Annotated in this window: 14 protein-coding genes; 4 read left to right on the top strand and 10 right to left on the bottom strand. The window is 47.3% G+C overall.

The window, feature by feature from the left end; all coding sequences use genetic code 11:
• Positions 1-3: 3 nt before the first annotated feature.
• The 6 genes from QUB56_RS03835 to QUB56_RS03810 form a co-directional block, all read right to left on the bottom strand.
• Positions 4-1,062, bottom strand: a complete 1,059-nt coding sequence (locus QUB56_RS03835) for an adenylate/guanylate cyclase domain-containing protein (protein WP_332953313.1) — start codon at positions 1,060-1,062, stop codon at positions 4-6.
• Positions 1,059-1,433 (bottom strand): response regulator, encoded by a 375-nt coding sequence (locus tag QUB56_RS03830; protein ID WP_332953312.1) that lies wholly within the window; start codon positions 1,431-1,433, stop codon positions 1,059-1,061. The genes QUB56_RS03835 and QUB56_RS03830 overlap by 4 nt, the downstream gene beginning before the upstream one ends.
• On the bottom strand, positions 1,426-5,163 hold the full coding sequence (locus QUB56_RS03825) for a response regulator (protein ID WP_332953310.1): 3,738 nt from the start codon (positions 5,161-5,163) through the stop codon (positions 1,426-1,428). Before QUB56_RS03825 ends, QUB56_RS03830 begins: the two co-directional genes overlap by 8 nt.
• Positions 5,164-6,459: 1,296 nt before the next feature.
• A complete protein-coding gene (locus QUB56_RS03820; protein ID WP_332953309.1) occupies positions 6,460-8,607 on the bottom strand; it encodes an MASE1 domain-containing protein in 2,148 nt (715 codons plus the stop codon).
• A gap of 816 nt (positions 8,608-9,423) precedes the next feature.
• Positions 9,424-10,764, bottom strand: coding sequence for an ABC transporter substrate-binding protein (locus tag QUB56_RS03815; protein WP_332953307.1), 1,341 nt, complete (start codon positions 10,762-10,764; stop codon positions 9,424-9,426).
• Positions 10,765-10,829: 65 nt separating this feature from the next.
• Entirely contained in the window at positions 10,830-11,780 is a 951-nt protein-coding gene (locus QUB56_RS03810; protein WP_332953304.1) for an RsmB/NOP family class I SAM-dependent RNA methyltransferase, read from the bottom strand.
• 414 nt (positions 11,781-12,194) lie between these two features.
• Here QUB56_RS03810 and fmt point away from each other — a divergent pair, with 414 nt between their 5' ends.
• On the top strand, positions 12,195-13,193 hold the full coding sequence (gene fmt, locus QUB56_RS03805) for a methionyl-tRNA formyltransferase (RefSeq protein ID WP_332953303.1): 999 nt from the start codon (positions 12,195-12,197) through the stop codon (positions 13,191-13,193).
• A gap of 200 nt (positions 13,194-13,393) precedes the next feature.
• Here the strand turns inward: fmt and QUB56_RS03800 are convergent, their stop codons facing one another.
• The 4 genes from QUB56_RS03800 to QUB56_RS03785 form a co-directional block, all read right to left on the bottom strand.
• Positions 13,394-14,635 carry an exonuclease SbcCD subunit D gene (locus tag QUB56_RS03800; RefSeq protein WP_332953300.1) on the bottom strand — a complete coding sequence of 414 codons (1,242 nt, stop codon included), beginning with the start codon at positions 14,633-14,635 and terminating at the stop codon, positions 13,394-13,396.
• Between the two features lie 73 nt (positions 14,636-14,708).
• Complete coding sequence (locus QUB56_RS03795; RefSeq protein ID WP_332953298.1) at positions 14,709-15,347, bottom strand: SMI1/KNR4 family protein; 639 nt, start codon at positions 15,345-15,347, stop codon at positions 14,709-14,711.
• A gap of 3 nt (positions 15,348-15,350) precedes the next feature.
• Entirely contained in the window at positions 15,351-15,926 is a 576-nt protein-coding gene (locus QUB56_RS03790) for a Uma2 family endonuclease (RefSeq protein WP_332953295.1), read from the bottom strand.
• A gap of 967 nt (positions 15,927-16,893) precedes the next feature.
• Complete coding sequence (locus QUB56_RS03785; RefSeq protein WP_332953292.1) at positions 16,894-18,171, bottom strand: ATP-dependent DNA ligase; 1,278 nt, start codon at positions 18,169-18,171, stop codon at positions 16,894-16,896.
• A 588-nt stretch (positions 18,172-18,759) separates the two neighbouring features.
• On the opposite strand from QUB56_RS03785, the gene QUB56_RS03780 reads away from it, so the two are divergent.
• The 3 genes from QUB56_RS03780 (at position 18,760) to QUB56_RS03770 (ending at position 26,609) form a co-directional block, all read left to right on the top strand.
• Positions 18,760-19,065, top strand: coding sequence for a glutaredoxin family protein (locus QUB56_RS03780; protein WP_332953353.1), 306 nt, complete (start codon positions 18,760-18,762; stop codon positions 19,063-19,065).
• A 200-nt stretch (positions 19,066-19,265) separates the two neighbouring features.
• Complete coding sequence (locus tag QUB56_RS03775) at positions 19,266-20,789, top strand: UDP-N-acetylmuramoyl-L-alanyl-D-glutamate--2,6-diaminopimelate ligase (protein ID WP_332953290.1); 1,524 nt, start codon at positions 19,266-19,268, stop codon at positions 20,787-20,789.
• A 429-nt stretch (positions 20,790-21,218) separates the two neighbouring features.
• Positions 21,219-26,609 (top strand): AAA family ATPase, encoded by a 5,391-nt coding sequence (locus QUB56_RS03770; RefSeq protein ID WP_332953288.1) that lies wholly within the window; start codon positions 21,219-21,221, stop codon positions 26,607-26,609.
• Positions 26,610-26,900: the final 291 nt, after the last annotated feature.

Here is a 26,900-nt window from a genome sequence, read left to right as displayed (position 1 = left end):
TAATTAAGCGTTTCGGCCCACAAGCAGATAAGTCATCATATCGCCTTTGCCTTTCACCGGAATCACGCCCCGCTCCTGAAAAACGTACTTATCCCGCAGGCGCTCGTAGGTAGCAACTGTCACCTGAATGGCGCCGGAGACGCCTTGAGATTCCATCCGGGAAGCTGTATTTACCGTATCTCCCCACAAATCGTAAGTAAATTTTTTAGTACCGATTACCCCAGCTTCCACCGGGCCTGTGTGGATGCCGATGCGGATGCTGAGCGGCTGGCCTCCCTTGGTATGTATCTTAGTCATGGCTGCTTGAATGTCCAGCGCCATTTCGGCGATCGAGTCGGCGTGGTTGTCGCAGGGCGTCGGCAAACCGCCCACTACCATATAAGCATCGCCGATCGTCTTAATTTTCTCAAGTCCGTAGCGATCGGCCAACTCGTCAAAAGCCGAAAAAATCTCGTTGAGCAACTCCACCAACTGGGCAGGCAACAAATGAGCCGAAAGCTTTGTAAAACCGACCAAATCGGCAAACATCACTGTTACCTCAGCGAAACTGTCTGCGATCGTACTTTCCCCCTGTTTGAGGCGCTGCGCGATCGCCTTCGGTAAAATATTTAACAGCAAACGCTCGGACTTTTCCTTTTCCAGGCCCAACTCCTGTAAATAGGCCTGCTCCTTATCCCGCAGCCGCTTCTTTTCCAGACAAGCGCTAATCCGAGCCTTGAGCAATACCGGATTGAACGGTTTAGAAAGATAATCCTCTGCCCCCAACTCTATACACCGGACGACACTATCGATATCGTCTACCGCCGAAATCATCACCACCGGGATATGGCGCAACTTTTCGTCCGCCTTCAGATTTTCCAGCACTTGATAGCCGTTCATTTGCGGCATCATAATGTCTAGGAGAACCAAATCAAAAGGATCTCTTCGCAACATTTCCAGAGCTTGGAGACCATCTTCAGCAACAGTCACGAGGTGCCCTTGACGCTGAAGTCGGCGGGCGAGCAAATCGCGGTTTACCTCATTGTCGTCAACAACCAGTACGCTGCCCTCGTCAGCTTTCATGTCATAGCCTCTTTCAGAAGCATTTCAATTTTACCCAAAAGTCGGGGAAACTCGACCGGTTTGGTGTCGTAGTCGTTGCAGCCGGCGGCCAAACATTTTTCGCGGTCGCCCGCCATGGCGTGAGCCGTCAGCGCAATCACCGGAATCCTGCTAGTTTCAGGAGTCGCCTTAATTTGCTGGGTTGCTTGCCACCCGTCTAGCACTGGCAGACTCATATCCATCAGAATCAAATCTGGTACTTTGGCGAGCGCCATCGACACTCCCTCAGCACCGTCAACAGCAATAAATACCTCGTGTCCCTTGCGGGCCAGACGCCTAGAAAGCATATCCCTATTCATTTCGTTATCTTCGACCAACAGGATTTTAGCCATTGGTTTTCTCCTTGCCTTTCGAGTCGTACCTGCGATCGAACCTGTCATTCACTATAGAGCGAACATCGCGCAACAAAGTATCGCAACTGTAGACTCCCTTTTGTAGTACCCGAGCGACGTAGCCGTTTAGCTGCTGGCTTTCGGCTGAAGTTAGGTCTTTACCCGTGATCGCTACTATGGGTATAGGATCTCGAGAATGCGATTTGCGAAGTTCGCCGATCAACTCAAAGCCATCCATGTCTGGTAGCATCAAATCCAGCAGAATCAAATGTGGCCGGGCAATTTCTAGCTTCTCGAGAGCAGTGCGCCCACTATCAGCTTCCGTTACTGCCCAGCCTTGTTTTTCTAGTATGCGTCGCAGTATTTTGCGGGTGGCAACGTCGTCTTCCACAATTAAAATCTGACCGGTCAACTTCTTACTTGCAACGCCGTCTTGGTCGCGTCGGTACTTGTTCAACAAAGCAGCCAGCCGTTTGCCGTCCACTGGTTTGGTGAGGTAGTCCGAGGCGCCCAATGCAAAGCCGAGGCTTTTGTTGCCCACAAAGGATAGCAGGATTACCGGAATCGAGGCAAGCTCAGGATCTGCCTTCAGGGCCGAGAGCACAGTCCAGCCGTCCATTCCCGGCATGATCACGTCGAGGGTAATGACATCAGGCCGCAGTTGTTTAGCGAGTCTGAGGGCTTGCTCGCCGCCGTCGGCGACTTCTATGTGCAGTCCTTGACGAGAGAGGGCGCGCTCGATCAAATCCCGCGAGAGTGGGTCGTCGTCAACTACCAGCACCGTGCCGACAGTGGGGGCCCCCGGAGAACTCCTAGCGCTGTCGCTGACTTTGTTGGCGATTTCCGGCTGTTGGATGGCCCTGGGCAAGAGTACGGTGAAGGTGCTGCCGGAGCCCAAGGTGCTGCTGGCCTCAATGGTGCCGCCCATCATCTGACAGAAGCGCTGGCTGATAGCTAGTCCCAAACCGGTGCCGCCGTACTTGCGGGTAGTCGAGGCGTCAGCTTGGGTGAAAGGTTGGAAAACTCGCTGCAATTGCTCTTTTGTCATGCCAATACCGGTGTCGGCGACGCGGAAACTTAAAAACTCGGAGTTGGAAATTAAAATTTGGGAAGATTCCTCTTGATTTATCATTTTTAATTGTTCATTTTTAATTCTTTCCACTCCGATCGCAATTTTCCCATTGTGCGTAAACTTGGCAGCGTTGCTGAGCAGGTTCAGCAGCACTTGCCGGACTTTGGTCATGTCGGCGTGCATGGTGTCGAGGTTGTCTGGACAGTTCACTTCTACGGTGTTGCCGTTTTTCTCGACCAGCGGCCTCGCCGTGGCGACAGCGCTTTCTATTAAGGCATGGATGTCGAAGGTTTCTAAGTAGAGATCCATTCGACCTGCTTCAATTTTAGAGATATCTAGGATGTCGTCGATCATCGACAGCAGGTGTTTGCCGGCGCTGCGGATTTTTTCGAGGTCCGGGACGAAAGCTTCATCGCCCAATTCTTCGGCTTCTTCTGTGAGCATTTCGCTGTAGCCGATAATGGCGTTGAGGGGTGTGCGCAGTTCGTGGCTCATGTTGGCCAGAAATGTGCTTTTTGCCCGGTTGGCTGATTCTGCTGCTTCTAGAGCCTGATGCAAGGCGGATTCTGCAAGTTTGCCAGCGGTGATGTCTTGGACTGTGCCTTCGTAGTACAAAACCCTGCCGCTTTCGTCGCAGATGCTGCGGGCGTTTTCAGAAATCCAGATCGTGCTGCCGTCTCGGCGGTATACTTGGGATTCAAATTTTGACACTTGGCGAACCGCGCCCAATTGGGCCATAAACTCGGCGCGGCGATTGGGGTCAACGTAAATTTGGCGGTTGATATCTGTGACTTCGGCTAGCATTTGGGCAGAGGATTCGTAGCCGTAAATCTCGGCTAGTGCGCGATTGGCGCGGAGGTACCGGCCTGAAGGCGTTGTCTGGAATATGCCTTCGACTGCGTTTTCAAAGATGCTGCGGTAGCTTGATTTCTCTTGGAGCGAGGCAATTTCTGCTCGCTTGCGCTCTAGGGCATTGGCGAGCATTTCTCCTACCATTTTTAGCTGTGTGGATATTTCGGGCGATTGACCTGCGTTTTGCTTTAAGGCATCGAATCCGAGAAATCCTACTAAAATTTTACTCCAAATTAGGGGAATTATTATCAGCGATTGGATATTTTCTTGCGGTTTTTTTGATTCTACATTATTGACGGAATCGCCAATCGAAGGTATGGAGGGGATTGCTGTTTGATTGGCTGTTTGGGATGGGGAGTCTGTCTGGAATTCTGCTGGATTTTGACCGCTCAAATAGGCAACTTCGGCGATTGCTGGGGGTGTGAGTTTGCTGATTTCTGGAATATAGATGCATTCGCCGCGATCGAGTTTTTCTGCGATCCAAGGGATTTGTGCGATGTCTATTTGTTTGTGGGTGCTGTTTTTTATTGCCGGAATGCCGGCGGCGCACCACTCGTAGGTTTTGTCGGCGCGGGTTTTGTCTAAAGATAACAGGTAGATGTAACTGCGGTCAAACTCGATCGAGGTGGCGACCGCTTCCAGAGTTCGAGCGATGCCTTTGTCTATTTCTGATAATGACCCGCTGATGAAATGAGTTGACAAGCTGGCAATCAACTGAGCTAATTCTACTCTATACTGCAATGATTGTTCTACTTTTTTGCGCTCGGTAACGTCTCGAAATATCCAGACTCTCCCGACTCTGTTCGAGCCGACTTTTTTTGATGGTAACGAATTTAATTCGATAATTTTTCCGTCTTTAAATTCTAATAATTCGCTGATTTTAGTATCTGGATCTGCCGACACTTCCAGCACGTTTTCGATAAATCTTTGGGGGTCTTTTAATTGTTCCCGGGCGAAGGGTAATTCTGTGAAGATAGTTTTTTTGATACGGTCGAAGGTCGATCTGCTCAAGTTTCCTTGGCTGGCGGACAAACCCCACATCTCGATAAATTTCTGATTAAAATTGCATATATTGCCGTTGCTGTCAACCGCCATAATTCTCGCATCTGTAGATTCTAGAACTGCTTGCAGCATCGAGAGCAATTGCTTGTTTTCTCTAATAATGTTAATGTCAAAAATGTCAAAAAACACCAAGAATGAGATTTCGCCGCCTTCAACAGCAGGATAAAAAAAATAGGAAACTGGTAAAATCTTGCCGTCGCGGCTTTGAAACAGATCCTCCCAATTGCTGCTTGGTTGACCGGAGGCTCTCGCCTCTTGTAAACCTAGTGTAGGTGCGATCGCTGCATCTTCACTTTTGCTTGGCGACTGTTTCGGAGCCGTCACAACTTGGGATTTCTTGCTGTGATTTTGCTGACTGGCGATGCCTTCTAGCAGGGAAACACCTGCCTGTTCCGACTCTCCAAACCCGAGCAAGCCTTCGACCTCTGGATTCACCGATATGACAAACCCCTTCGCGTCAATGATACACAATCGGGCCCCCAAACTGTTGACAGTCGCCCGCAGTCGATCGATGGATGAAGCTGTTGGAGAGTCTTGAGGCGACTGGGGCGAGGGGGCAATATCCTGTAGCGCCACCGGCTCGGAGAGCAAACAAACCTGCAGCAGCGGTTTCTGCTGGCTCCCTGCGCAGTCATAGCTACAACTTACCTGCTCTAACAATAGCTGCCACTGCTCGGCAGTGGGAGGGGGGGACTCGCCGACTAAACCGAGCTGTTCGAGTTGGCGCTGGAGGTGGGGGTGCATAATTTCTGGCGCTTTGTAGGCAACTTTCTACAGTATATCTTTTTAATTAATATTATATATACCCAGCTATACAGTTAGTGCAAAGGTACGCGAGTCGCGAGCAAATCATAGGTTTTATGGAGAAGCCGATCGACCATCTCTGCTATCGACAATCTTTCAAACTGCGCTGATTATATTTATAGCAAAAGGAAGAAGACCCGGCAGCACCCTTAGGCTTCGTTCGCTGGCTTGTCGCGAGCGGGTAACAAGAAGCAACACATAAAGAAAAAACAATCGAACGCAAGAATTTTAGCAATTAAGAACGTCCTCACCCTGTTGGTGGTTGGTATATTCTCAACAATTTTTCGATTGTCAACAAACTAATGCTCTGAATGTAGATTGCACCCTGACAAAGGATATCATCTTATGATACTGAACTTACGCTCAAAAACCCGGTTTCTGCCAAAATTCGCTTTTTTGACTGCCCGACTGAGGTGAAGAAACCGGGTGTCGGGAGCGAGAGTGCTGAGCGTCATGACAAAATTAGTGGACGGTTTTAGCTGGGTTTTGACAGTCGAACTCCCGATGGGCCCTGTTGCTTGATTAAGCTGGGATCTCGACACTCAGCATGAGAGTACCTGCTTTATTGTTACCGATAGGTCGCTTGGAGAGTACGCGCGTGCGTAGCTATCCCGTAGGGAATCGCACTTTTTTAAGACGCGCTTCAAAAAAGAATGCAACTGTAGACCCCTGCTGCCAACCCATATCCAGTCAGTCATTCCCAATTCTTTAATCTACAATCCTTCGAGCGATCGCTCGCGCCGAAGTCTAAAATCAAAAATGGTATAACTTATTTTAACTAATTTTCCAGCCATCAACCAGGGAATCCGAATGATATCGTGTGGGAGCATCTCTGTTGTGCTTTTTACTCGGAGCAGAGATGCTCACGATCGTGTTCGGTAAAATAACCTATTTTATTGTTACCGTTCCCAGACAATAGAGGAATCTGCGTCCCCTGGGAGAAACTATTTTATTAGCGCCGTTCGCGCCCCAACCATATATTTTCTAACTTTTTATTAAGGACTAAAGCGCTATTTCTCTCTCGATAACTTAGGATTTCGTAGTTACTGCGAAGTTAATTAGGTTAGATAACTAAATATCCTATTATACATCGAGAATACCCAAACAACCACAAATCAATCAGTTGAGCCAATCGATAAATTATGTTGAAAATCTTTCTAGATGCTAGGGAAAAAATCAGCAAATTGCCGAGGCTAATAAAATTGCCAGCGAGCGAAAGTAACTGTCAACAAATTATTATTTATCAGACTTTTCGGTTGATTGCGAAAAGTCGTTCAAAATAGCTGGCAGCCGAATTGTAAAAGTAGAACCTTTGTCCAACTCGCTGCAGGCGGTAATGTCTCCGCCCATCATGGAGCAGAATTCCTTAGTAATAGTCAGACCCAAACCAGTGCCGCCGTACTTTTTAGTACTTGAGGAATCGACTTGCATGAAAGGCTCGAAGATTCTGGCTAACTGTTCGGGACTCATGCCAATGCCGGTATCTTTGATTGTAAAAACGATCCATTCTTGAGAGGAAGACAAGAGAGACAAGGTATTTTCAGCTTGGCCATCTCCTCTATATCCTCCCAGTCTTTTGCCTCCCTTAGCAACCTCGGAGGGGGTTTCGAGGGAGCGGCTAACGGCGAAAGTAATCGTGCCCTGGTAAGTAAACTTAGAGGCATTGCTCAGGAGGTTGACCAGAGACTGCCGGAGTTTAGTTTTGTCGGTGTGCATCGAGCCAATATCCTCAGGGCATTGTATTTCTAGGATATTCTTTTTTCTTTCTGCGATCGGCTCGATCGTGGCGACTACTTCCTCAACCACATTTAAAATGGTGAAGGTTTCCAGGCGTAATTCGATGTCGCCTGCTTCAATGTTAGTCAAGTCGAGAATACCTTTAATCAGGGTTAGTAAGTCCAGGCCGGCCGTGTTAATAGCCTTGAGGTCGTCTATTAACTCTTCGGCACCGAGGTCTCGGGCCTCCTCTTGCAGGATCTGACTGAAGCCGATAATGTGGTTCAGGGGGGTTCTGAGTTCGTGACTCATGTTGGCGAGAAAAATGCTTTTCGATCGATTTGCAGCTTCGGCTACTAATGCGGCCCGGCGGAATTCTTCGGAACGCAAGCGTTCGGTGATGTCGCTGGTCATGATTAAAACACACTCAGTGCTGCCGAGGTCGATGAGTTCCTCTGACAGCAGCCAGTCGCGCACTTCGCCGGCGTGGGTGCGAATTTTGATTTCTTGGTTGCCTATCGAATTTTGTGCTTGCAAAATCTGGGCGAGCCGCGGCTCGTCTTCTGAATTGACCCACATTCCTAAGTCCCTGGCGGTGCGGCCGATAAATTCGTGCCGCTCCCAGCCTAATGAGCGCAAAAAGCTTTCGTTGGCATCGAGGAAGCATCCGTCTGTGAGGGTGCAGATGCTGATGCCTACCGGGGAGGCGTGAAAGGCCTTGGAAAATCTTTCTTCAGAAGAACGCAGGGCGGCTTCGGCTTGGTGGCGTTCGGCGACGGTGGCGGCTAAGACTAAGCCGGTGACGGCGATGACTGCGATGAAGGCTTGCAGGGATAACAGTGCTTGGGGGATGCTGCTGGCGTGTTTGAGAAAGGGACCGCTGCCTCGGGCTATGCCCCAGATGGCGAAGCCGCAGAGGACGAAGTTGGAGAGGGCCGTGTAACGCTGGCCGAATCGAAAGGCAGCCCAAACTACTAGGGGAAATGGTAAGTATTCGAGGGGATAGCGGGCGTAGGCGGCGCGGGTGCGGGAGCAGAAGACGAGCCAGCCGACTGCTAGCAGCAGCAGCAGCCAAATCGCTCGTTCAGCTATCTTTTTGCGATGGGTGGGGACTTTGGGCAATTGTTGCCACGTCAGCAGCAGCGGGGCGACGAGCAAAATTCCCATAGCGTCTCCCACCCACCAAGTCCCCCAAATCCTGACAAAATTGCTCCAGTTAGATAAATCGGTCAGGCATACGACGATGCTGCCGATGGTGGAGTTGATCAGGCTAGATCCCAAGGCTGCTAGTCCGACTATTCCTAAAACGTCTTTGAGCCTATCGAACGTGGCGCTAAAGTTAATGCGCTGCAGAAGATAAGTTCCCGTCCACGCTTGCAGGGTTCTGGCGGCCGCCGAGATCAATGCCGTGGCGATGTTGGCCGACGGTACGCTCATGCTGAACAGAAAGCCTCCGATGGCGATTCCCGGCCACAGTTGCCGCCCGAACACCAGCAGGGCGGCTTGGGCAATTCCTGCTGCCGGCCACATGGGGTAGATTTCTGAACTCAGGGTGAGGGTGGAAATTGCGAATTGCGACGCCGAATAGTAGGTCAGGGCGATTGTGCCTACGGCGAGGAAGTACCGCCAGGAATGCCCTTTGATGGCATTAAGGAACTTTGTCTGCATTGTCGTTGGGGGAAAAGGTGGACGGTTGTTAAGGTTTTAGTAGATGGCACGGGACGGACACAGGGTAGTGAAAATGTTTCTATTAAGTGATGGTAGGTCATGGGTGGTAGGTAGGGAGAGAACATTTTGACCTAACTTTTTGTAGCGCCGTTGAAGGTTCGGTTTTTTTTGCTGTTCCCTCGACGAATCTACACATAAATTTCGGGAGGACCAATTTTTTGCCAATATATAGCGGTTCTCAAGCGTGGTGAGGTATGGGGGCAAGTCCTATGCCCATGCCCTATGCCCGTCGGCCCTATGCCCGTGGGCCCTATGCTCGCGAGAGCACCTCATGTTACTGAGAAAGGCTATATCTCTAATGCCTAACCATTTGATTTGTAAATTTTTGGTTTTTGTTAATAATTTATTACCGAGCGACAGCGGGCATCTTTTCGTGCCGGGCGATCGCAACTCGATTTAACCTAAAATCTTGCACCCTTCTCAATAATATCATTTCGGGTTACACCGTCCGTGATGTTGACGGTTGACGGTTGACGGTTGGCTGTTCACGGCGTCAACAGTCAACAGTCAACCGTCAACTCGAATTTACTATTCCGATGCTAACGGATTTGATATAATACCTAAGGAACCCATAACAGCGACACAAAATATGAGCTTTCAGGTAAGCCCGGGGCAAAAAAACTCGGTTTCTGACTAGAATTGCTGGCAGAATTGATTTTCACTCTCATTTTAAACCCATTAATGGAGGCTTCAAGTCTTTCGATCGAATACAGTAGAAGTGGATAATTTACAGCACAAAAAAATATTTTCTCTTCTCTATTTGATTTTCGCTGTTGCAATATCTAAGGTTAGTCTCAGACGCTCTTGAGATTCTTTAAGGGCGTCTTGGGGGTTGCGGCCCAGAAGGGTTGCCTCTATGGCGCGACCGAGGTTTTCTGACAGGCGGGAGTAACCTGAAATAATGGGTCGCGCTCTGGCTGAGTTCATTTGCTCTAAAAATACTCGCAAAACAGGGTTTTTTTCCACAAAGCTTTGATAAGTTTGGCTCTGTCTCGATTTTAAGTTAATTGGCAAGTAACCTGTCCCCAATGCCCATGCTGTTTGGAATTCTTCACCTATAACGTATTCTAAGAATACTAGGGCTGCTCGCTCTCGTTCTGGCGACGTTTTCATTAAAAATAGGTTTTCACCCCCTACGACGGCTGCGGGGCGTTTGAGGAGCGGTAAAGGCATGGCTGCGTAGTCGATACCGCTTTGCTGCAACTGTGCTAGCGTCCACGGACCGGTGATTTGCATGGCGACTTTGCCTGCAATGAAGTTGTCGATCTCGTAACCGCGTTCGGGTGCTGACAGTATTGCTGAACCTTCTTTTAACAAGTCTCTCCACAATTCTAAGGCGGCGCGAGAGCCCGGATTGTCTATTTGGGGTACGGAAGTTTGAGGTGTTTCGGGCATAAGTTCGCCGCCTGCGCTGAACATGAATGGCAGCCAAGTAAATACTGTCCATTCTCCTTTGCCTAGGGAGAGCACTATGCCGTGTTGGTCTGTGCGGCCGTCTCCGTTGGTGTCTCGCGTGAGCGATCGGGCTACTTGCTTTAATTGCGCCCAATTCTGCGGCACTTTTTTGATTCCTGCTGCTGCAAATAAGCTGGGACGGTAAAATATGGCGGCGTTATTTGTGGCTAGGGGAACTGACCAAGTGTGTCCCCCGAGTTCCATTGACTCGAAGAGTGCCTGGTAGATTTCGGCTTTCCGGGGCGATTTGTCGAGCCAGTTTTCTAAGGGGACAATTGCGTTGAGTTCTGCTAGTTTTCCGGAAATTGTGGCAATATTCCACAGCAAATCCGGCGGTGCATTTCCCACTATTGCTGTTAGTATTTTTGGTAGTTGTTGGTCTGGCTGGCCGATGTAAATTGGTTTAATCTGGATGTTGGGATGTGTTTTGTTGAATTTGTCTGTGAGGGTTTGAAATACGTCGCGATTTGGCGGGGGATTGATGCCGTGCCACAGTGTGAGTTCGATCGGTTCGCCGTTTTTGGATGCGGGTGTTGTGCTGTTTTGGCAGCCGCTTAATATTAGCAGATTTAAGGTAAGTAAAATGCCGACAGCTAGTTTGAGTGGCTTTTTAATTGCTTTTGATAATTGGGAGGAAATCATTTTTTAGTTATGTTCTGGAAAGAAGATTTTTTTAACCGCAGATGAACGCGGATGGACGCGGATAGTTAGAGGGTGGTAAAACGAGCTAAATCTAGAAAATCTGCTGGTAGCTGGTTTGTCTCTCCATCCGAGGTGTTTTGAAACAAAACGGTGAAAGCTCCTGCTCCTAGTCTATCTTGCGGCCACATCCGATAGCAAGGAATTTCTGTCAGGTGCGATCGATATTTTTCTAAATGAGGAACAGTGACTGGCCGAAATTCGGGGAATTTGCTTAACAGCCATTCGCTGACTTGTTCGTTTTCTGCGGTTGAATAAGTGCAGGTCATGTATGCAAGATAACCTTGCGGCCCTACAATTTGAGCAGAATTGGCTAATATTCTTTTTTGGCGGTTGGCATTGCTGTTGATGGTGACATGATGAAAGCAGCCGGGTGCTTTGTCTCCTTTTGCTAAGAGTGATTGACCGCTACAAGGAGCATCTACTATTACTAAATTAGCAGTTTGTGGTATTTTTTCGGCAAGTATTTTTGAATCGACGTTAGCGGCGGCGGATGGTTGAATCTGGCAGCGTCTTAAATTCGAGATCAGCATTCCCATGCGTTTGCCTATGGCTTCGTTGCACAACAGCAATTCTGGGTTTAAGGTTTTCCAGGAAAATACACTTTTACCTCCCGGGGCGGCGCACATATCTAAGATTAGTTTGATGGGCTGCGGTATTGTTAATAAGGTGGAGGCGGCGAAGATTGAGGAAAAGTCGAGACAGTAGTAATGTCCTGCTTGATGTAAGGGATGTTTTCCCGGCTTGGATTCTAAGGCCAGTCTATCTACAAATTCCGGTTGCCAAGAGATGGGAATTTCGACAGTAAATGGGTTTTCTGTGGGTTTGGGTTGCAGCCACAAGATGGCAGGATTAAAAGCTTGGGGATTGATAACTGCCTGAATAAATTTTTCTTGTTCGGCGGTGTCTGCAAATAAGCTGCGGCTGAGTTTAAGCAGGAGATTCGACGATTTTTCCATGTCCGGGGAGATATGATAAGATTGAGATTAGCAGTAACCAAGGTAAATGGGATGATAATTCCTAGTGTAGAACAGTTAGAGTTAAGTTGGAAAGAAGGGAGGCAAATGTTGTTGCTTCTATCAAACCCATTGCTTTTGAGCGTTTGAGTCGGGCTGCACCTGAGTGTGAATCGAGATCCTTTTTGCCGATCGCACAACTCGGAACTCTTATCGAAGTGTATAATCTAGGAGCAAACTACCATTATTTGAGCTGACAAATAAAGATTGCATGAGTCCGGCTCGTGAAAATACTCATAAACTCGCTTGTCTCATAACTCCTACCCGTTTAAGAGTCTCTACAATATACTATGGTTTTTTGCTATTACCTACTTGATGACTGATGACAGATAACTACTTACTAATAACGAACAATCTATGAAAATTGTGTTTTTTGGCACTCCCGATTTTGCTGTTCCTACTTTATCCAGTTTGCTAAGTCACCCAGAATTTGAGGTGGTGGGTGTGGTGACTCAGCCGGACAAACGCCGGGGAAGGGGCAATAAATTGATGCCTCCACCTGTAAAAGAAGTGGCTTTAAATCACAGTCTCCCGGTTTGGCAGCCGCCCCGAATTAAGAAGGATGCGGAAACGCTTGCTAAGTTGCGGGAAGCCGAGGCGGATGTGTTTGTGGTGGTGGCTTACGGCCAAATTCTTTCTCAAGAAATTCTGGATATTCCTAGTTTGGCTTGCGTTAACGTTCACGGTTCAATTTTGCCGAAGTATCGCGGTGCGGCGCCGATTCAGCGCTGTCTTTTTGACGGGGAAAAGACAACAGGAATTACTACTATGCTGATGGATGCTGGGATGGATACTGGGGCGATGCTGTTGAAGGCTTTTGCTGGTATTTCGCTGTTGGATAATGCTGATTCTTTGGCGGATAGGTTGGCGGAAATTGGGGCGGATTTGTTGGTGGAAACTTTGGTAAAATTGAGGGACGATCAGCTTAAACCTGTTGTTCAAGATGATGCTGAGGCGACTTACGCGCCGATGATTAAGAGTGCCGATTATGTGCTGGATTGGTCGAAAAGTGCGAGATCCCTTCACAATCAAGTTAGGGGCTTTTTCCCGGATTGCACGACTACTTTTCGCGGCAATTCTTTGAAGGTGATGGCGACAGTACCCGTCGGGCCGGAATATTGGCTGCAATTACCGCCGGATTTGAGAGTTTTGGAACGCGAATGGCCTGTTTTGTCGGAGTTATCGGGCGCAAATGGGGAAGTTGTTAAGGTTGTGAAGGGCTTGGGGGCGATCGTCCAAACCGGTGATGGTTTATTATTGTTGCGGGAGGTGCAGTTACCGGGGAAAAAGGTGCAGTCTGGGGTGGATTTTGCCAATGGAACTCGGTTGGCTGCGGGTGAGGTTTTTGGGGGTTAAATTGTATAACCGGTTGTAGATTTAAATTGCATATTTCGGGTGGCATCGGAGCAACAGTCCATTCCTGGTTGGATTATTTATTGACACACAATTTAAATGCTGAGCGAGCTTATTTACGTTGTATGTTTAGGCCGTGCAGGATGCCCACCCACCATATTTGGAAGCAAAATCATCCTATAATTAGATGGGCGACTGTTGACCTAAAATTCTACTAAAACTTCCTCGGCGCCGCCCAACAAACCCTGCGCCGCCTCCAACATACTCTCTGCAACATCTTTCAAATCTTCGCGACTTGCTAAATAAGTTTTCAAAGCTTCTAAGGGTTCTATACTATTATTAGTATTCAATTCTGGCAACCGCGGCCTCGCTAGCTGACTGACTAATTCCGGTTGGATTGTGTAGCTGTGCGCTGCGCCGAGAAGTGCGTGCAATTCTCCGTTGTCGATTAAATCTAATTGTTCCGATCGCAATTGGTAAATTAATCTCACCACCGCGTCTTGGATTTCCTTCTTGCCAATAGCTTTAACTAACTCTGCTTGCGGGTTTTCCGATTCGGAAACATTCACTTTAATAGTCTGAAACACCCGCACGGGCAAAGGACAAAATTCCCACTCAGCTTTCCCCCGTTCCAAATTAACTAACACAAAACCTTTATCTTCTTTCTCTTCGCTAAAATCAACTCGTTCGATACTTCCGGGATAAATTACGGGCGGATTGTTGGAAGCGTTGAGATTTTGGTGTTTGTGCACGTGCCCGAGAGCAACGTAATCAAAACAAGGGCGAGTTAGCATCGAAACGGGTATGTTAAAACCTTTACCAACTGCTAAAAAACGCTCGGCACCCAGACTTGCTTTATCTGCCATTAAGTGCGCTAAAAGTACGGTTGGTATGTCGGGGTTGAGGCGGCGAATTTCCCCTTCCATGGCGATCGTCAGTTTTTCGGTTAATAATTGGTTAACATCGCCCATAGACAGGCTTTCAGTCTCGGATCGCGTCATTAAGGTCGATCGAGTCAACCAAGGCAATGTTACCACCTGCACGGGCCCGCTGCGGGTTTGAATGAGGTGAGTGTCCAGGCGATCGCCTACAATAAACTTAGGTATCCCCAAAGTCCGGTAAATTCCCAAACTCGCGCCGCCTTGTCCCTGAGAATGTTGGTCGTGATTTCCTACTAGCAAAACCGTCGGAATTTGCGCGTCAACCAAGCGGCTGAATTGGCGAGCAAAAGCCTCTTTCACAAACGGTGGAGGCGTCGAATCCGGGAAAGCATCGCCGCCGAATATGACTAAATCTACGGGTTCAGAAATTGCTCTATCCATACATTTACTCAGCGTCGCCGCGAAGTCTTCCAGCCGCGTATTTAAACCGGTTTCTGGATTAATGCGGCCGTGAGAAAAGCCGCTTCCCATGTGAATGTCTGAAAGGTGAAGAATTTTAATCATTGTTCTTTTTTTGGTGAGTTGTTATACCTGAACATCTGTACCGACACGGCAAAGCGCTGTCCGTAGCCGTGCCTCAACGTAGTGCTAATTCGACGCTGCGCCGATTGGGATTGATGCGTTTCTCGATCGCAAATATTTGCTTCTCTTCCTCAAAGCCGAGTTCGTTAAACTCTTTAAATAAACATTCTACCTCAATTTTTGCAATAACAGTTTCCAGCCACTTATCAAATGAATCGCATTCAATACTTCTCAAAGGTTCGCTTTTGCAGTCGAAACTGATAATTTGTCCCGGAATACCGCCGAAACAGCCTTTTGTATCCACAACCCGCAGCCACACATCATCTACTTTCATAAACGGAATCCATGCTTCGTTCCAATATTCTCCTTGCTGCCATTCTTGAAAATAAATTTTGCTCTGGGCGTCCCAAAAATCTTTCTCCTTCGCAATAGATTCCAAAGGTAAAATACTCCTGCCGTGTTCAAAAGGAAACAGCCAGTTATCCTCTAAACTCTCATAAGCCGAACCGTTACACCAGCGATAAAAATCATAAAATGTTTCTGGAAGCGATTGTTTGTAACGATTTTTGAATAAATTTATTTCCGGTTCGGCTACACCGGGATTGAGCAAATTTAGAGCGTCAGGATAGCAGCGTTCTAAGGTTTGGGCGAAGGTGCGGACGAGAGGAGTTAGGGGGTGAGAGTGTAGTTTCATACATCACAAGATAAGGCCGGGGACTTTTTGATAAACTTGTGCGATCGGGCAGCGAAAGTCTATACTCATTAACTCTAATTCATCTCCTTGTCGGTAAGTTTGAGAAACCCAATTTCCTTCAGTATTCACTCGAAAACATTCAATTTTGCTTTCGGATTGAGTGATGAGTACGTATTCCTGCAAACTCGGAGAAGTTTGGTAATCGGCAAATTTATTGCCTCTGTCGAAAGCTGCTGTTGAGGGCGACAATACCTCAACTACTAAAGATGGATAGAGAATGAAATCTTCATTAGAACCTGTATCCCTTTCGTCGCAAGTCACCGCTACATCAGGGTAGTAATAACAATTAGCCTCTTCCAGTCGGACTTTTATATCTGAGGAAAGAACTAAGCATGGCGTATTCAGAAGATGATTTCCCAGCAGCATAACTAAATTACTACCAATAATAATGTGAGGCTTTTTGGCCCCAGTCATTGCATAAACGTGTCCGCGCCTGTACTCGTGTTTGATGGGGCTTACTCGTTCGCCTTCTAGGTAATCTTCTGGGGAGATGTAGAAATTGTTTTTGCTGACAAACATTGATGTTTCCTCCGCTGATTTTATCTGATACTATTTGAAAGTAGCATATTTGGGTAGGAAACGGGACTGCCCATTGGTGTCAACTTAAGTTGTTAGCCCGCCCACCCGTTAGTCCGCCATTCCGCCAGGGGTTGAAACCCCTGTCTAATAGCTAAAGTCCTCTAAAGAGGACTCAGAAGAAGAATTTTTGACGTTGCTGATTCACGGTAGGAATCAACTTTTATCGAAAGTTACAAAACTCACCATACTTGTTTTATAGCAATTGGGAAATCTGAATTCCTACCTGTATTCAGCAACGCCCAGCAACGCCGAATTTTTCAACTCATTAGTCCTCATAGCGAGGACTTTAGCTATAAGCCCCGTGGAATTCATTCCCTGTCGGACTGTCGGACTGTCGGACTGTCGGACTATTGGACTATCGGACAATCGGACTGTCGGACTGTCGGACTATCGGACTGTCGGACTGTCGGACTGTCGGACTACCGATTAAACGTTAAGTTGACACCAATGGGGACTGCCGTTTCCCTCCACCCGTTAGTCCGCCATTCCGCCAGGGGTTGAAACCCCTGTCTAATAGCTAAAGTCCTCTAAAGAGGACTCAGAAGAAGAATTTTTGACGTTGCTGATTCACGGTAGGAATCAACTTTTATCGAAAGTTACAAAACTCACCATACTTGTTTTATAGCAATTGGGAAATCTGAATTCCTACCTGTATTCAGCAACGCCCAGCAACGCCGAATTTTTCAACTCATTAGTCCTCATAGCGAGGACTTTAGCTATAAGCCCCGTGGAATTCATTCCCTGTCGGACTGTCGGACTGTCGGACTGTCGGACTATTGGACTATCGGACAATCGGACTGTCGGACTGTCGGACTATCGGACTGTCGGATTATTGGACTATCGGACTGTCGGACTACCGATTAAACGTTAAGTTGACACCAATGGGGACTGCCGTTTCCCTACAGATTCAACCAAGTTCCAAAAATCGGGCGTGCCACAATTTGCCACTTTCTGTCAAACCCTGCGATCGCACTTTAATTTTGACTCCCCGAGGGTTAGCCTCGTAGAGTCGGGCAATTTCCTGCATTTCCCCGCTGCTAAAACCCGTTCCCACTGTTCCTACTGGCACTAATTTGCCCTCAATTTCTTGCGCGACTTCGATCGCGCTGAAAGGCCGCCCCGCAACTTTTGTCGGCGTCAGCCCAACAATAAACAAATCGTTTTCCTGACAGTATTTAGTCCTCACCATCGGGTATTTCTTAATATCTTTGCCGCCGACATAGCGGCAGTCGTGCAGTACCCAAACTTCTCCTTCTCTGTTTTCAGCTTCCTGCTTCTGCGCTAGTAAAAGTTTTTCTGCTGCGGTGCGATAGGTAGGTATAATTTCAAATTCTTCCGACAAAAGAGCCAGCATTTCGCCAACGGCTGCTCCCCCTGCAATGCGTTCTGATTCTGCGATTTGAGTGAGGTCTTTGCCGTGGCAAAACAAACATTTAAAAATGCCATAAACTGCGGTTGGCTGGGTTGTCGGAAAACCGCTTTCAATATTAACTGTAGCAGCTTGGGCCCCGGTGCGGTGTTCGCTGCCCGTACAGCTTTTGTAATACAGTTCGCCGTCTAAAACAAAGGTGCCAATTTTAGCGGCTGTGTCGATTAATGCGCGATCGATCTCAACCGATGCCTGTTGCCGCAGGTTAGTCGATCGCGATTGGTAGTATACTTTATCTGGCGTGGCAATGACAACTACTCGATTGCCGTCGCGTTTTGGCTGTCCCCAATAATCTGGATTTTCGATGTAATAAGAACGTTCACTCGGCGCGTCCACTGGCTGCATCGTGACAATCTTTCCCGGCTGCAAATGCGGTGGTAATTCGGGAACAATCGGAGTGTAAACAGTCTCTATTTTGGTAGCCGTCGTTGATTTTGCAGCAGGAGCAAGATTGGTGCTAGATTTGTGTGGAGGATTCAGGGCGATCGGCTTTTCTCCGGTTTCCAATTCAAACGCTCTTTTCCAAAAGCCGATCGCCATTTCGGGGTATCCTTCCGACTCCGCGCACAGTGCAAAACCAATAACTTTGGCCGTACCGATGCCGCGGCCGTAATCAGCTAAATACTGCACGGCCCCCGCTTCACCCATCAAGTGCAATCCTCGCGTGATGATGCGATTGTTCCAGCGTTCTCGAATGTCGGCGCTAATTTTCTTAGCTGCTTTTCGCTTTGCGTCGGCGTATTCGGTGCAGTCCATACTGCCTCCTTGCTATAGGGCTATTTTGATAATATACTTTAACTTGATTTATTAGTCAAGTTAATTAAAACTAAGTTTACAACTAGGGGTTGTGCATAAATTTACATATTTCATTTGTGAAGTAGATTTAGTTTTTTACCGCAGAGGCGCAGAGGACACAGAGGAAGAGAAGAAAGAGATTAATCTCAAATCTCTAATTCCCAATCTTAAATTGATACCACTTCGCCAAAGAAAATTCTATTGTAGGTAAGAGCCAAACCATGAGAGTCATCCCTTCCCCATCTAACATCTAAAATCTAAAATCTAACTAGGTGGTTGTGCATAAACCTAAATATTTCATTTGTGAACTAGATTTATTTTTTTACCGCAAAGGCGCAGAGGACGCAGAGGAAGAGAAGAAAGAGAGGAACCGGGTTGTAGTGGTGTTTTGATGGGCAAGCGCAGTAATCTGTTCGCCGCAAATGCTAAGATAACCTCGATCGCGCGTTGAGGTCAATTATGCCACGGCTTGCTTCTTGCGAAGTCTGGTTCGCTAACTTGCGATCGCACGTTCGAGAATTTAAGATCGAGTTTAATCTTACTGTTATGATGCGATTGATTTTGTACAGCAAACCCGGATGCCACTTGTGCCAAGGGTTGCAAGAAAAACTCGAACAGATTGAAAGCCTCAAGTTTCAACTCGAAGTCAGAGATATTACCGAACGCGATGACTGGTTTCAAGCTTATCAGTACGAAGTTCCAGTTTTGTTTAAAGTGCAGCCCCAGCCAATAAATTCTGCTGGCGAAGCTGCATTCTCCCCTGAAGAACTTTTACCCCGCCCTTCCCCCCGCTGCAGTGTCGCCCAATTGGAGCAAATGTTACAGAAATATTTGCAAATCGATCCGTCACAATAATACGATTTACGCAAAAACTCAGGTCTTAATCCTGGTTTCGGGGTGCGCGGCGCGCACTTTACTCTAGGGCCTGCGGGTGCGCACCGCGCACAGCAAAACCCATAGGGTTTGCACCGCGCACAGCAAAGACTTGTAGATGGCGGCTCAAACAATGTGTTGCGCCAGTCATATTCAAGACATCCAAGTGAGGAGTTTTTTAGATGAAATTGAGAGAATTATTAGCAGCAGTTCCCAGCATTTCCTTTGACGCCAAACATCCCGCCCTCGATGCCGAAGTCAAGGGTTTATCCACTAATTCCCACGCTTGTAAGTCGGGGGATTTATTTTTGGGAATGCCGGGAACGCGGGTAGACGGCGGAGATTTTTGGCAAAGTGCGATCGAATCTGGTGCAGTTGCCGCCATAATTTCCACCCAAGCAGCCGAGAAAACACCCGCCCAACCCCCCCTTAGCAAGGGGCTAGAAGAGGTTCCCTGCGTCATCGCAGCAGCCGATATGGCTCAAGTTTGCGGTCAGATAGCAACCGCATTTTACGACAATCCAGCTAGCAAATTAAAACTTGTCGGCGTTACCGGGACTAACGGCAAAACTACCACAACTCATTTAATCGAATTTCTGCTCAATCAAATGCAGTTGCCCACGGCGATTTTCGGCACGCTTTATACTCGCTGGCCGGGCTTCCAACAAACTGCACTTTACACCACACCTTTTGCGATTGACCTGCAAAAGCAATTAGCAGACGCTGTAGTCGCCGGATGCAAATATGGCGTGATGGAAGTCAGTTCCCACGCATTAGCACAGCAGCGAGTTTTGGGCTGTAATTTTGAAGTGGCTGTCTTTACGAATTTGACTCAAGACCATCTCGATTATCACCGCGATATGGAAGATTATTTTGAGGCAAAATCGCTTTTGTTCGGTTCGGATTACCTCCAAAATCGTGCTGTAATTAATATTGACGACCCCTACGGGCAGCGGATAGTTGAAACTTTAAATCCCGACCGAGTTTGGAGTTACAGCACTGTTCTGACAACGGCAGATTTGTATGCTTTTGATTTGGAGTATCAGCCTAATGGAGTTAAGGGAATGCTGCACACCCCGAAGGGCGAAACAGCTTTTTCTTTGCCTTTAGTCGGTCAGTTCAATTTATCAAATATGTTGGCTGCTGTCGGTGCTGTTTTAGGATTGGGTTTAGATTTGTCCGCAATTGTGGAGAAATTATCTCAGTTTTCGGGAGTTCCGGGACGCATGGAACGGGTGCAAATTAGTCCCGACCAAGATATTAGCGTCATTGTCGATTACGCCCACACTCCAGATAGTTTGGAGAACTTGTTGAAGGCGTCGCGGCCGTTTATTCCGGGTCAGATGATTTGCGTGTTTGGCTGCGGCGGCGATCGCGATCGCACTAAGCGCCCGATCATGGGTAAAATCGTTGCAGAATTAGCCGATTTAACTGTTGTTACTTCCGACAATCCGCGCACGGAAAATCCCGATCGCATTTTGGACGACATTTTAGCAGGAATTCCCCCTGCTGTAAAGCCGATCGTGATGTGCGATCGAGCCGCTGCAATTCGCGCTGCTATTATGGACGCTAAACCGGGAGATGGCGTGCTGATTGCCGGAAAGGGACACGAAGATTATCAAATTTTGGGCACCGAAAAAGTCCATTTTGACGATCGAGAACAAGCGCGAGATGCCTTGAAAGCCAGAATGAATTCTGTTAACTGAATTCGGTTAACTGTTAACGGTTAACCAAATTCGGTTAACTGTTAACGGTTAGCTGTTCGCGGGCTGCGATTTTTGCGGTATTTTTAAGTATTTATACCGGGTACAATCGGATTTGCACCCTTGTAAAGCGCCGCGAAAAAACAATAATATATTTTAGGGGTGGATCGATCGGGAATCTCTACTAGCAGCCAGTTTCTTACTGTAAAACCCGCCCGACCCTTAACTTTATTTCCACCTCCCTACTTAGATTCTAATAGTAATAGAAAATAAATTAATAAATAAATAACTATCGCGATGATAGAACTAAATGGCTATGAAATTATCGAGCGAATTTACTCCGGTACTCGCACTATATTCGAGCGCGGAATTCGCTCTTAGATTATAATAGTAATAGCAAATAAATTAATAAATAAATAAATAACTATCGCGATGATAGAACTAAATGGCTATGAAATTATCGAGCGAATTTACTCAGGAACTCGCACTATAGTCGATCGCGGAATTCGCCTGTGCGACCAAAAACCTGTCGCCATCAAAGTCTTGCGGAACGAGTATCCCAGCTTCAGCGAACTTGTGCAATTTCGCAATCAGTACACGATCGTCAAAAACCTGAATTTGCCCGGAATCCTCCAAACCTACAGCTTGGAAGCTTACCGGAATGGCTATGCGCTGATTGTTGAAGACTTCGGGGGAATTTCTCTCCTGGAATGGACGGGGAAAGGGAAAACCGTTCCCTCTCTGGTTGAGTTTTTCCAAATTGCGATCGACCTAAGCAATACATTAGATATGCTTTACCGCCACCGCATCATTCACAAAGACATTAAACCCGCCAACATTCTGATTAATCCTGAGACGAAACAAGTCAAACTCATTGACTTTAGTATTGCATCTTTGCTGCCGCGAGAAACTCAAACCCTGATGAGTCCCAACGTGCTCGAAGGGACACTAAGCTATTTGTCTCCCGAACAAACGGGAAGGATGAATCGCGGCATTGACTACCGCACTGATTTTTATTCTCTTGGTGTCACCTTTTACGAGTTGCTGACGGGAGAATTGCCGTTTCAGTCTAACGATCCGATGGAATTGGTATACTCTCATATTGCCAAACAACCGCCGCTGCTTGGCGAAAACAGAAGCGAAGAACTTCCCCACGTTCTGTGCGACATCGTGATGAAATTGATGGCGAAAAATGCCGAAAACCGTTATCAGAGTGCCTTAGGGCTGAAATTTGATTTAGAATTTTGTTGGCGTCAACTAAAAGAAAGCGGTAAAATAGAAAGCTTTGCGATCGCGCGGCGGGATGTGTGCGATCGGTTCATCATACCAGAAAAACTCTACGGCAGAGAAACCGAAGTTGCCCAATTATTGGCAGCGTTCGATCGCATCTCTGGTTCCGAGACTCTTGCGGGGAATGAGGGAAGACGCGAGTTAATGTTGGTGGCGGGTTTTTCCGGTATTGGCAAAACTGCCATTGTTAACGAAATTCACAAACCCATTGTTCGCCAGCGCGGCTACTTCATCAAAGGCAAATTTGACCAATTTAATCGCAATATTCCATTCTCAGCTTTTGTGCAAGCATTTCGAGAATTCATGGGGCAATTGCTGAGTGAAAGCGAGGCTCAATTAGCAACTTGGAAAACCAAAATTTTAGCTGCGCTTGGTGACAGCGCGCAAGTAATTATTGAAGTAATTCCTGAACTCGAGCAAATTATCTCCCAACAGCCAACCGCAGCAGAACTGTCTGGGACGGCGGCACAGAACCGCTTTAATTTACTATTTCAAAAATTTCTGCAAGTATTCACCACAAAAGAACATCCCTTAGTAATTTTTCTCGATGATTTGCAGTGGGCAGATTCGGCATCTTTGAAATTGATGCAGTTGCTGATGAGCGAGTCAGACGGCAGATATCTATTATTAATTGGAGCTTATCGCGACAATGAAGTCTCCGCCGCTCATCCTTTGATATTGGCGCTAGAGGAGATTGGGAAAGCACAAGCTGCAATCACAACGATTACATTAGCCGCCCTGACTGAAACGAGTTTAAATCAACTCGTTGCCGATACTCTTAGCTGTTCGCCCGAAATCGCACAACCATTAACTCAACTAATTTATCAAAAAACCCAAGGCAATCCATTTTTTAGCGTGCAATTCCTGAAAATGCTGCACGATGATGGGCTGATTCAGTTTGACTTTGATGGGGGCAATTGGCACTGCGACCTTGCCAAAGTAAAAGCATTAGCAGTGACGGATGATATCGTTGAGTTTATGGCGTGGCAGTTGCAGAAATTGCCCGAAAGCACCCAATATCAGTTAAAATTAGCAGCCTGTATTGGCAACTATTTTGACTTAGAAACATTGGCGACAGTCACCGAGGAATCGCCAATAGAAACAGCAATAAATTTGTGGAAAGCATTGCAAGAAGGCTTAATTTTGCCGACGAGTGAAGTGTACAAGTTCTATGTCGGGCGACCAACAGAAGATGCGGCGCTGACTTCGGAAATTGTCAGCTACAAATTTCTCCACGATCGCGTCCAGCAAGCTGCCTATTCATTGATTCCCGAAAACCAGAAACAAGGCACTCACCTCAACATCGGTCAACTATTGCTGAAGCAAACCTCACCTGAACACCTTGATGAAAAAATCTTTGCCATTGTCAGCCAGTTCAACCAGGCCACAGAACAAATTTCATCGCCAGAACAGCGAGACCAAATTGCCCATCTCAACCTGATTGCGGCTCGCAAGGCTCGGCTTTCGGCAGCCTATGCCGCAGCGGCACAGTATTGTGAAACAGGGTTGCACCTCGCGGAGGATATATGGTCTCGACAACCTGCTTTCGCCTTATCACTATACGTTGAAGCTGCGAATTCAGCCTGTCTAATTGGCGCCTTCGATCGAGTAGATACCTATGTTGAATCCGTGTTGAAGCATACATCCCGCCCATTGGATCGTGTCAACGCCTTAGACGTGCAGATTCAGTCGTTGATTGCTCGCAATCAATTATCCGAGGCGATTCAGGTGGCGCAGAAAATTCTCAAGCCCTTGGGAGTGGAGTTGCCAGAGCATCCCACCACAGAAATGATGCTTCCAGCCCAGGAGTCCATCCGCCAAAAACTCTCGGAAATTGAGGGTGTGACTAATTTACCGCTCATGAGCGATCCTGAAAAACTGGCGGCGATGAATATTCTCAGCACTATGGCTTCGGCAGCTTATATTGGTTTGCCAGCACTCTATCCGTTAATTGTGCTCAAGCAAATTGAACTTTCGCTGCAGTTTGGAAATGCTATCGAAACGCCCTATGCCTATTCCACCTATGGACTGATTCTTTGTGCTTTTGGTGGCGAAATTGCTGCGGGCAATCGATCGGCTGATATTGCATTCACGTTATTGGAAAAGCTCCAAGCCTTCCGCTTTAAGGCAAAAATCCTCAACCTGGTATATCCCTTTATCCGCATCTGGCAAGAACCTATTGGCAATACACTGGCACCTTTAACAGAAGGATATCAAGCAGGTCTGGAGTCGGGAGATTTAGAGTTTGCCGCCTACTGCGCCTACAATCGTTGTAAGCTTGCCTATGCCTCAGGCGCGGAACTTATGCAACTACGCACTGAGATGCAAATCTACGGAGATGCGATCGCCCAACTCAAACAAACCACAGCACTAAACTTTCATCAAATTGGACAACAGGCTGTCTTAAATTGGCTGGGTGAAACAGAAAATCCTCAAGATTTGATCGGAGCAGCCTATGATGAAACAATCCGCTTATCTCAGCATCAAGCAGCAGGAGATGTGTACTCGATCGGCACGTTTTATGCCCACAAACTAATCCTGACTTATCATTTTGGGCAATCACAAGATGCACTGGCGATCGCGCACAAGGCCGAGCCCGCGATCGGTGGCATCATTGGGACTGTCTTCTATGCCATCTTTTACTTTTACCATGCGCTCACACTACTGGCGAACTGCCCTCAGATCGAGCATGGCAGAGACGGAATTCCAGAAGCAGTGACAACGGATCTCGATCGCCTGACGAATTGGGCAACCCACGCGCCCATGAACTTTGCCCACAAATGCGATTTAATTCGAGCCGAACAGCAGCGAGTTTTAGGAAACAAAGCAGACGCAATAGACCTCTACGATAGCGCCATCTCCCTCGCCAAAGAGAACGAATACCTGCAAGAAGCAGCCTTAGCAAACGAACTGGCCGCTAAATTCTACCTCGACTGGGGCAGAGAAAAAGTCGCCGCAGACTATATGCAGGAAGCCTACTATTGTTACGCCCGCTGGGGAGCAAAAGCGAAAACCGATGACCTAGAAAAACGTTATCCCGATCTGCTCGGCCCCATCTTACAACAGGCAGACCAACCCCTCACTATTTTAGAAACCCTATCCACGCTCACCAATCTCACCTACTCGATTCATTCGAGCACTCACCACACTACCTCAAGCACCTCCATCAACCATGCTCTAGATTTTTTGACCCTGCTGCAAATTTCTCAAGTCATCTCCAGCACGATCGACCTCGATGAGTTGCTGCAAATTCTGACCCAAACCATGCTACAAAACTCTGGAGCCGATCGCTGTGTACTGATGCTCTGCCAAGATGAACAATGGCAAGTGCGGGCGATGGCTACCGGAGAACACATTAGCCTGCAAACAGAACCCCTAGAGAACAATCCCACGGTTCCGGTTAAATTAATCCAGTATGTCAAAAACACCCTAGCAGCAGTTGTCATCGATCGCCTCAAAACCGATCTGCCTGTGATTGACGATTATTTAGAGTACCACCAACCGGAGAGTTTGCTGGGTTTGCCCATTCTAAATCAGGGGAAGTTGGTCGGTATTTTGTATCTAGAAAATCGGCTCACGAGTGGGGTGTTTAATCGCCATCGCCTCCTAGTGCTGATTTTTCTCTCTAGTCAAGCGGCGATCGCTCTGGAGAATGCCCGCCTCTATCACCAACTGCAGCAGACTTTTAATGAACTGCAGCAAGCTCAGATGCAAATGATCCAAAGTGAAAAGATGTCAGCATTAGGTAATCTAGTGGCAGGGGTTGCCCATGAAATCAACAACCCCGTGGGTTTTATTGCCGGGAACCTTAGTGAAGCTAATGCTGGAGTCCAAGATTTAATTGATTATTTGCGCCTCTATCAAGAAAAGTTTCCTCAACCGGGAGCAGAATTGATTGAGAAAGCAGAGGAAATAGATTTAGATTATCTAGTAGAAGATTTACCCAAGATGTTGACCTCCATGAAAATAGGGTGCGATCGCATCAAAAACATCAGCACCTCCCTCCGCACTTTCTCCCGCGCCGATACGGCAAATAAAGTTGAGGCCAATATCCACGAAGGACTCAACAGCACTTTGATGATTTTACGCCATCGCCTGAAAGCTAACGAAAAGCATCCTGAAATTCAAATCATAAAAGAGTACGGCAAAATTCCTAAAGTAAAATGTTATTTGGGACAATTAAACCAGGTATTTATGAATCTGCTAGCGAATGCGATCGATGCCTTAGAAGAATCCAATCAAGGACGAAATTTTGCCGAGATTTTCGCCCATCCCAATCAAATCACTATTCGCACGAAACTGGAAGGTAAAAAAGTAAAAATTGCCATCGCCGATAACGGAAACGGAATGTCGGAAGAGGTGAAAAATAGGATTTTTGACCATCTCTTTACAACTAAAGACGTGGGCAAAGGGACTGGGTTGGGACTGGCGATCGCGCGTCAAATTGTAGAAGAAAAACACGGCGGCAAACTGAGTTGTATTTCTGCAGTGGGAGAAGGAACGGAGTTTGTCATTGAAATTTTCATTGATTAATGCGATCGGGCTGTAGGGGCGGGTTTTACCAACAATATTTGAGGCTCACAAACAATCTATAAAAACCGGCCCCCACCCCACTAATAACCCAGATTAACATGAAGTTCGATGCCATTCAAAAAATATCAATTCGGATTTGCAGCCCAAGCTGGAGCGGGTTTATTATATTGTTCGTTTCTAACATATAGAGGTTCTCAAGCGTGGTGCCCCATGCCCCATGCCCCATGCCCCATGCCCCATGCCCCATGCTCACAGTCAGGACACGGCAATGCCGTGTCCCTACAATTAATG

Source organism: Microcoleus sp. AR_TQ3_B6 (assembly GCF_036702785.1).
Classification (GTDB): domain Bacteria; phylum Cyanobacteriota; class Cyanobacteriia; order Cyanobacteriales; family Microcoleaceae; genus Microcoleus.
This window is presented reverse-complemented; position numbering and strand designations above follow the sequence as displayed.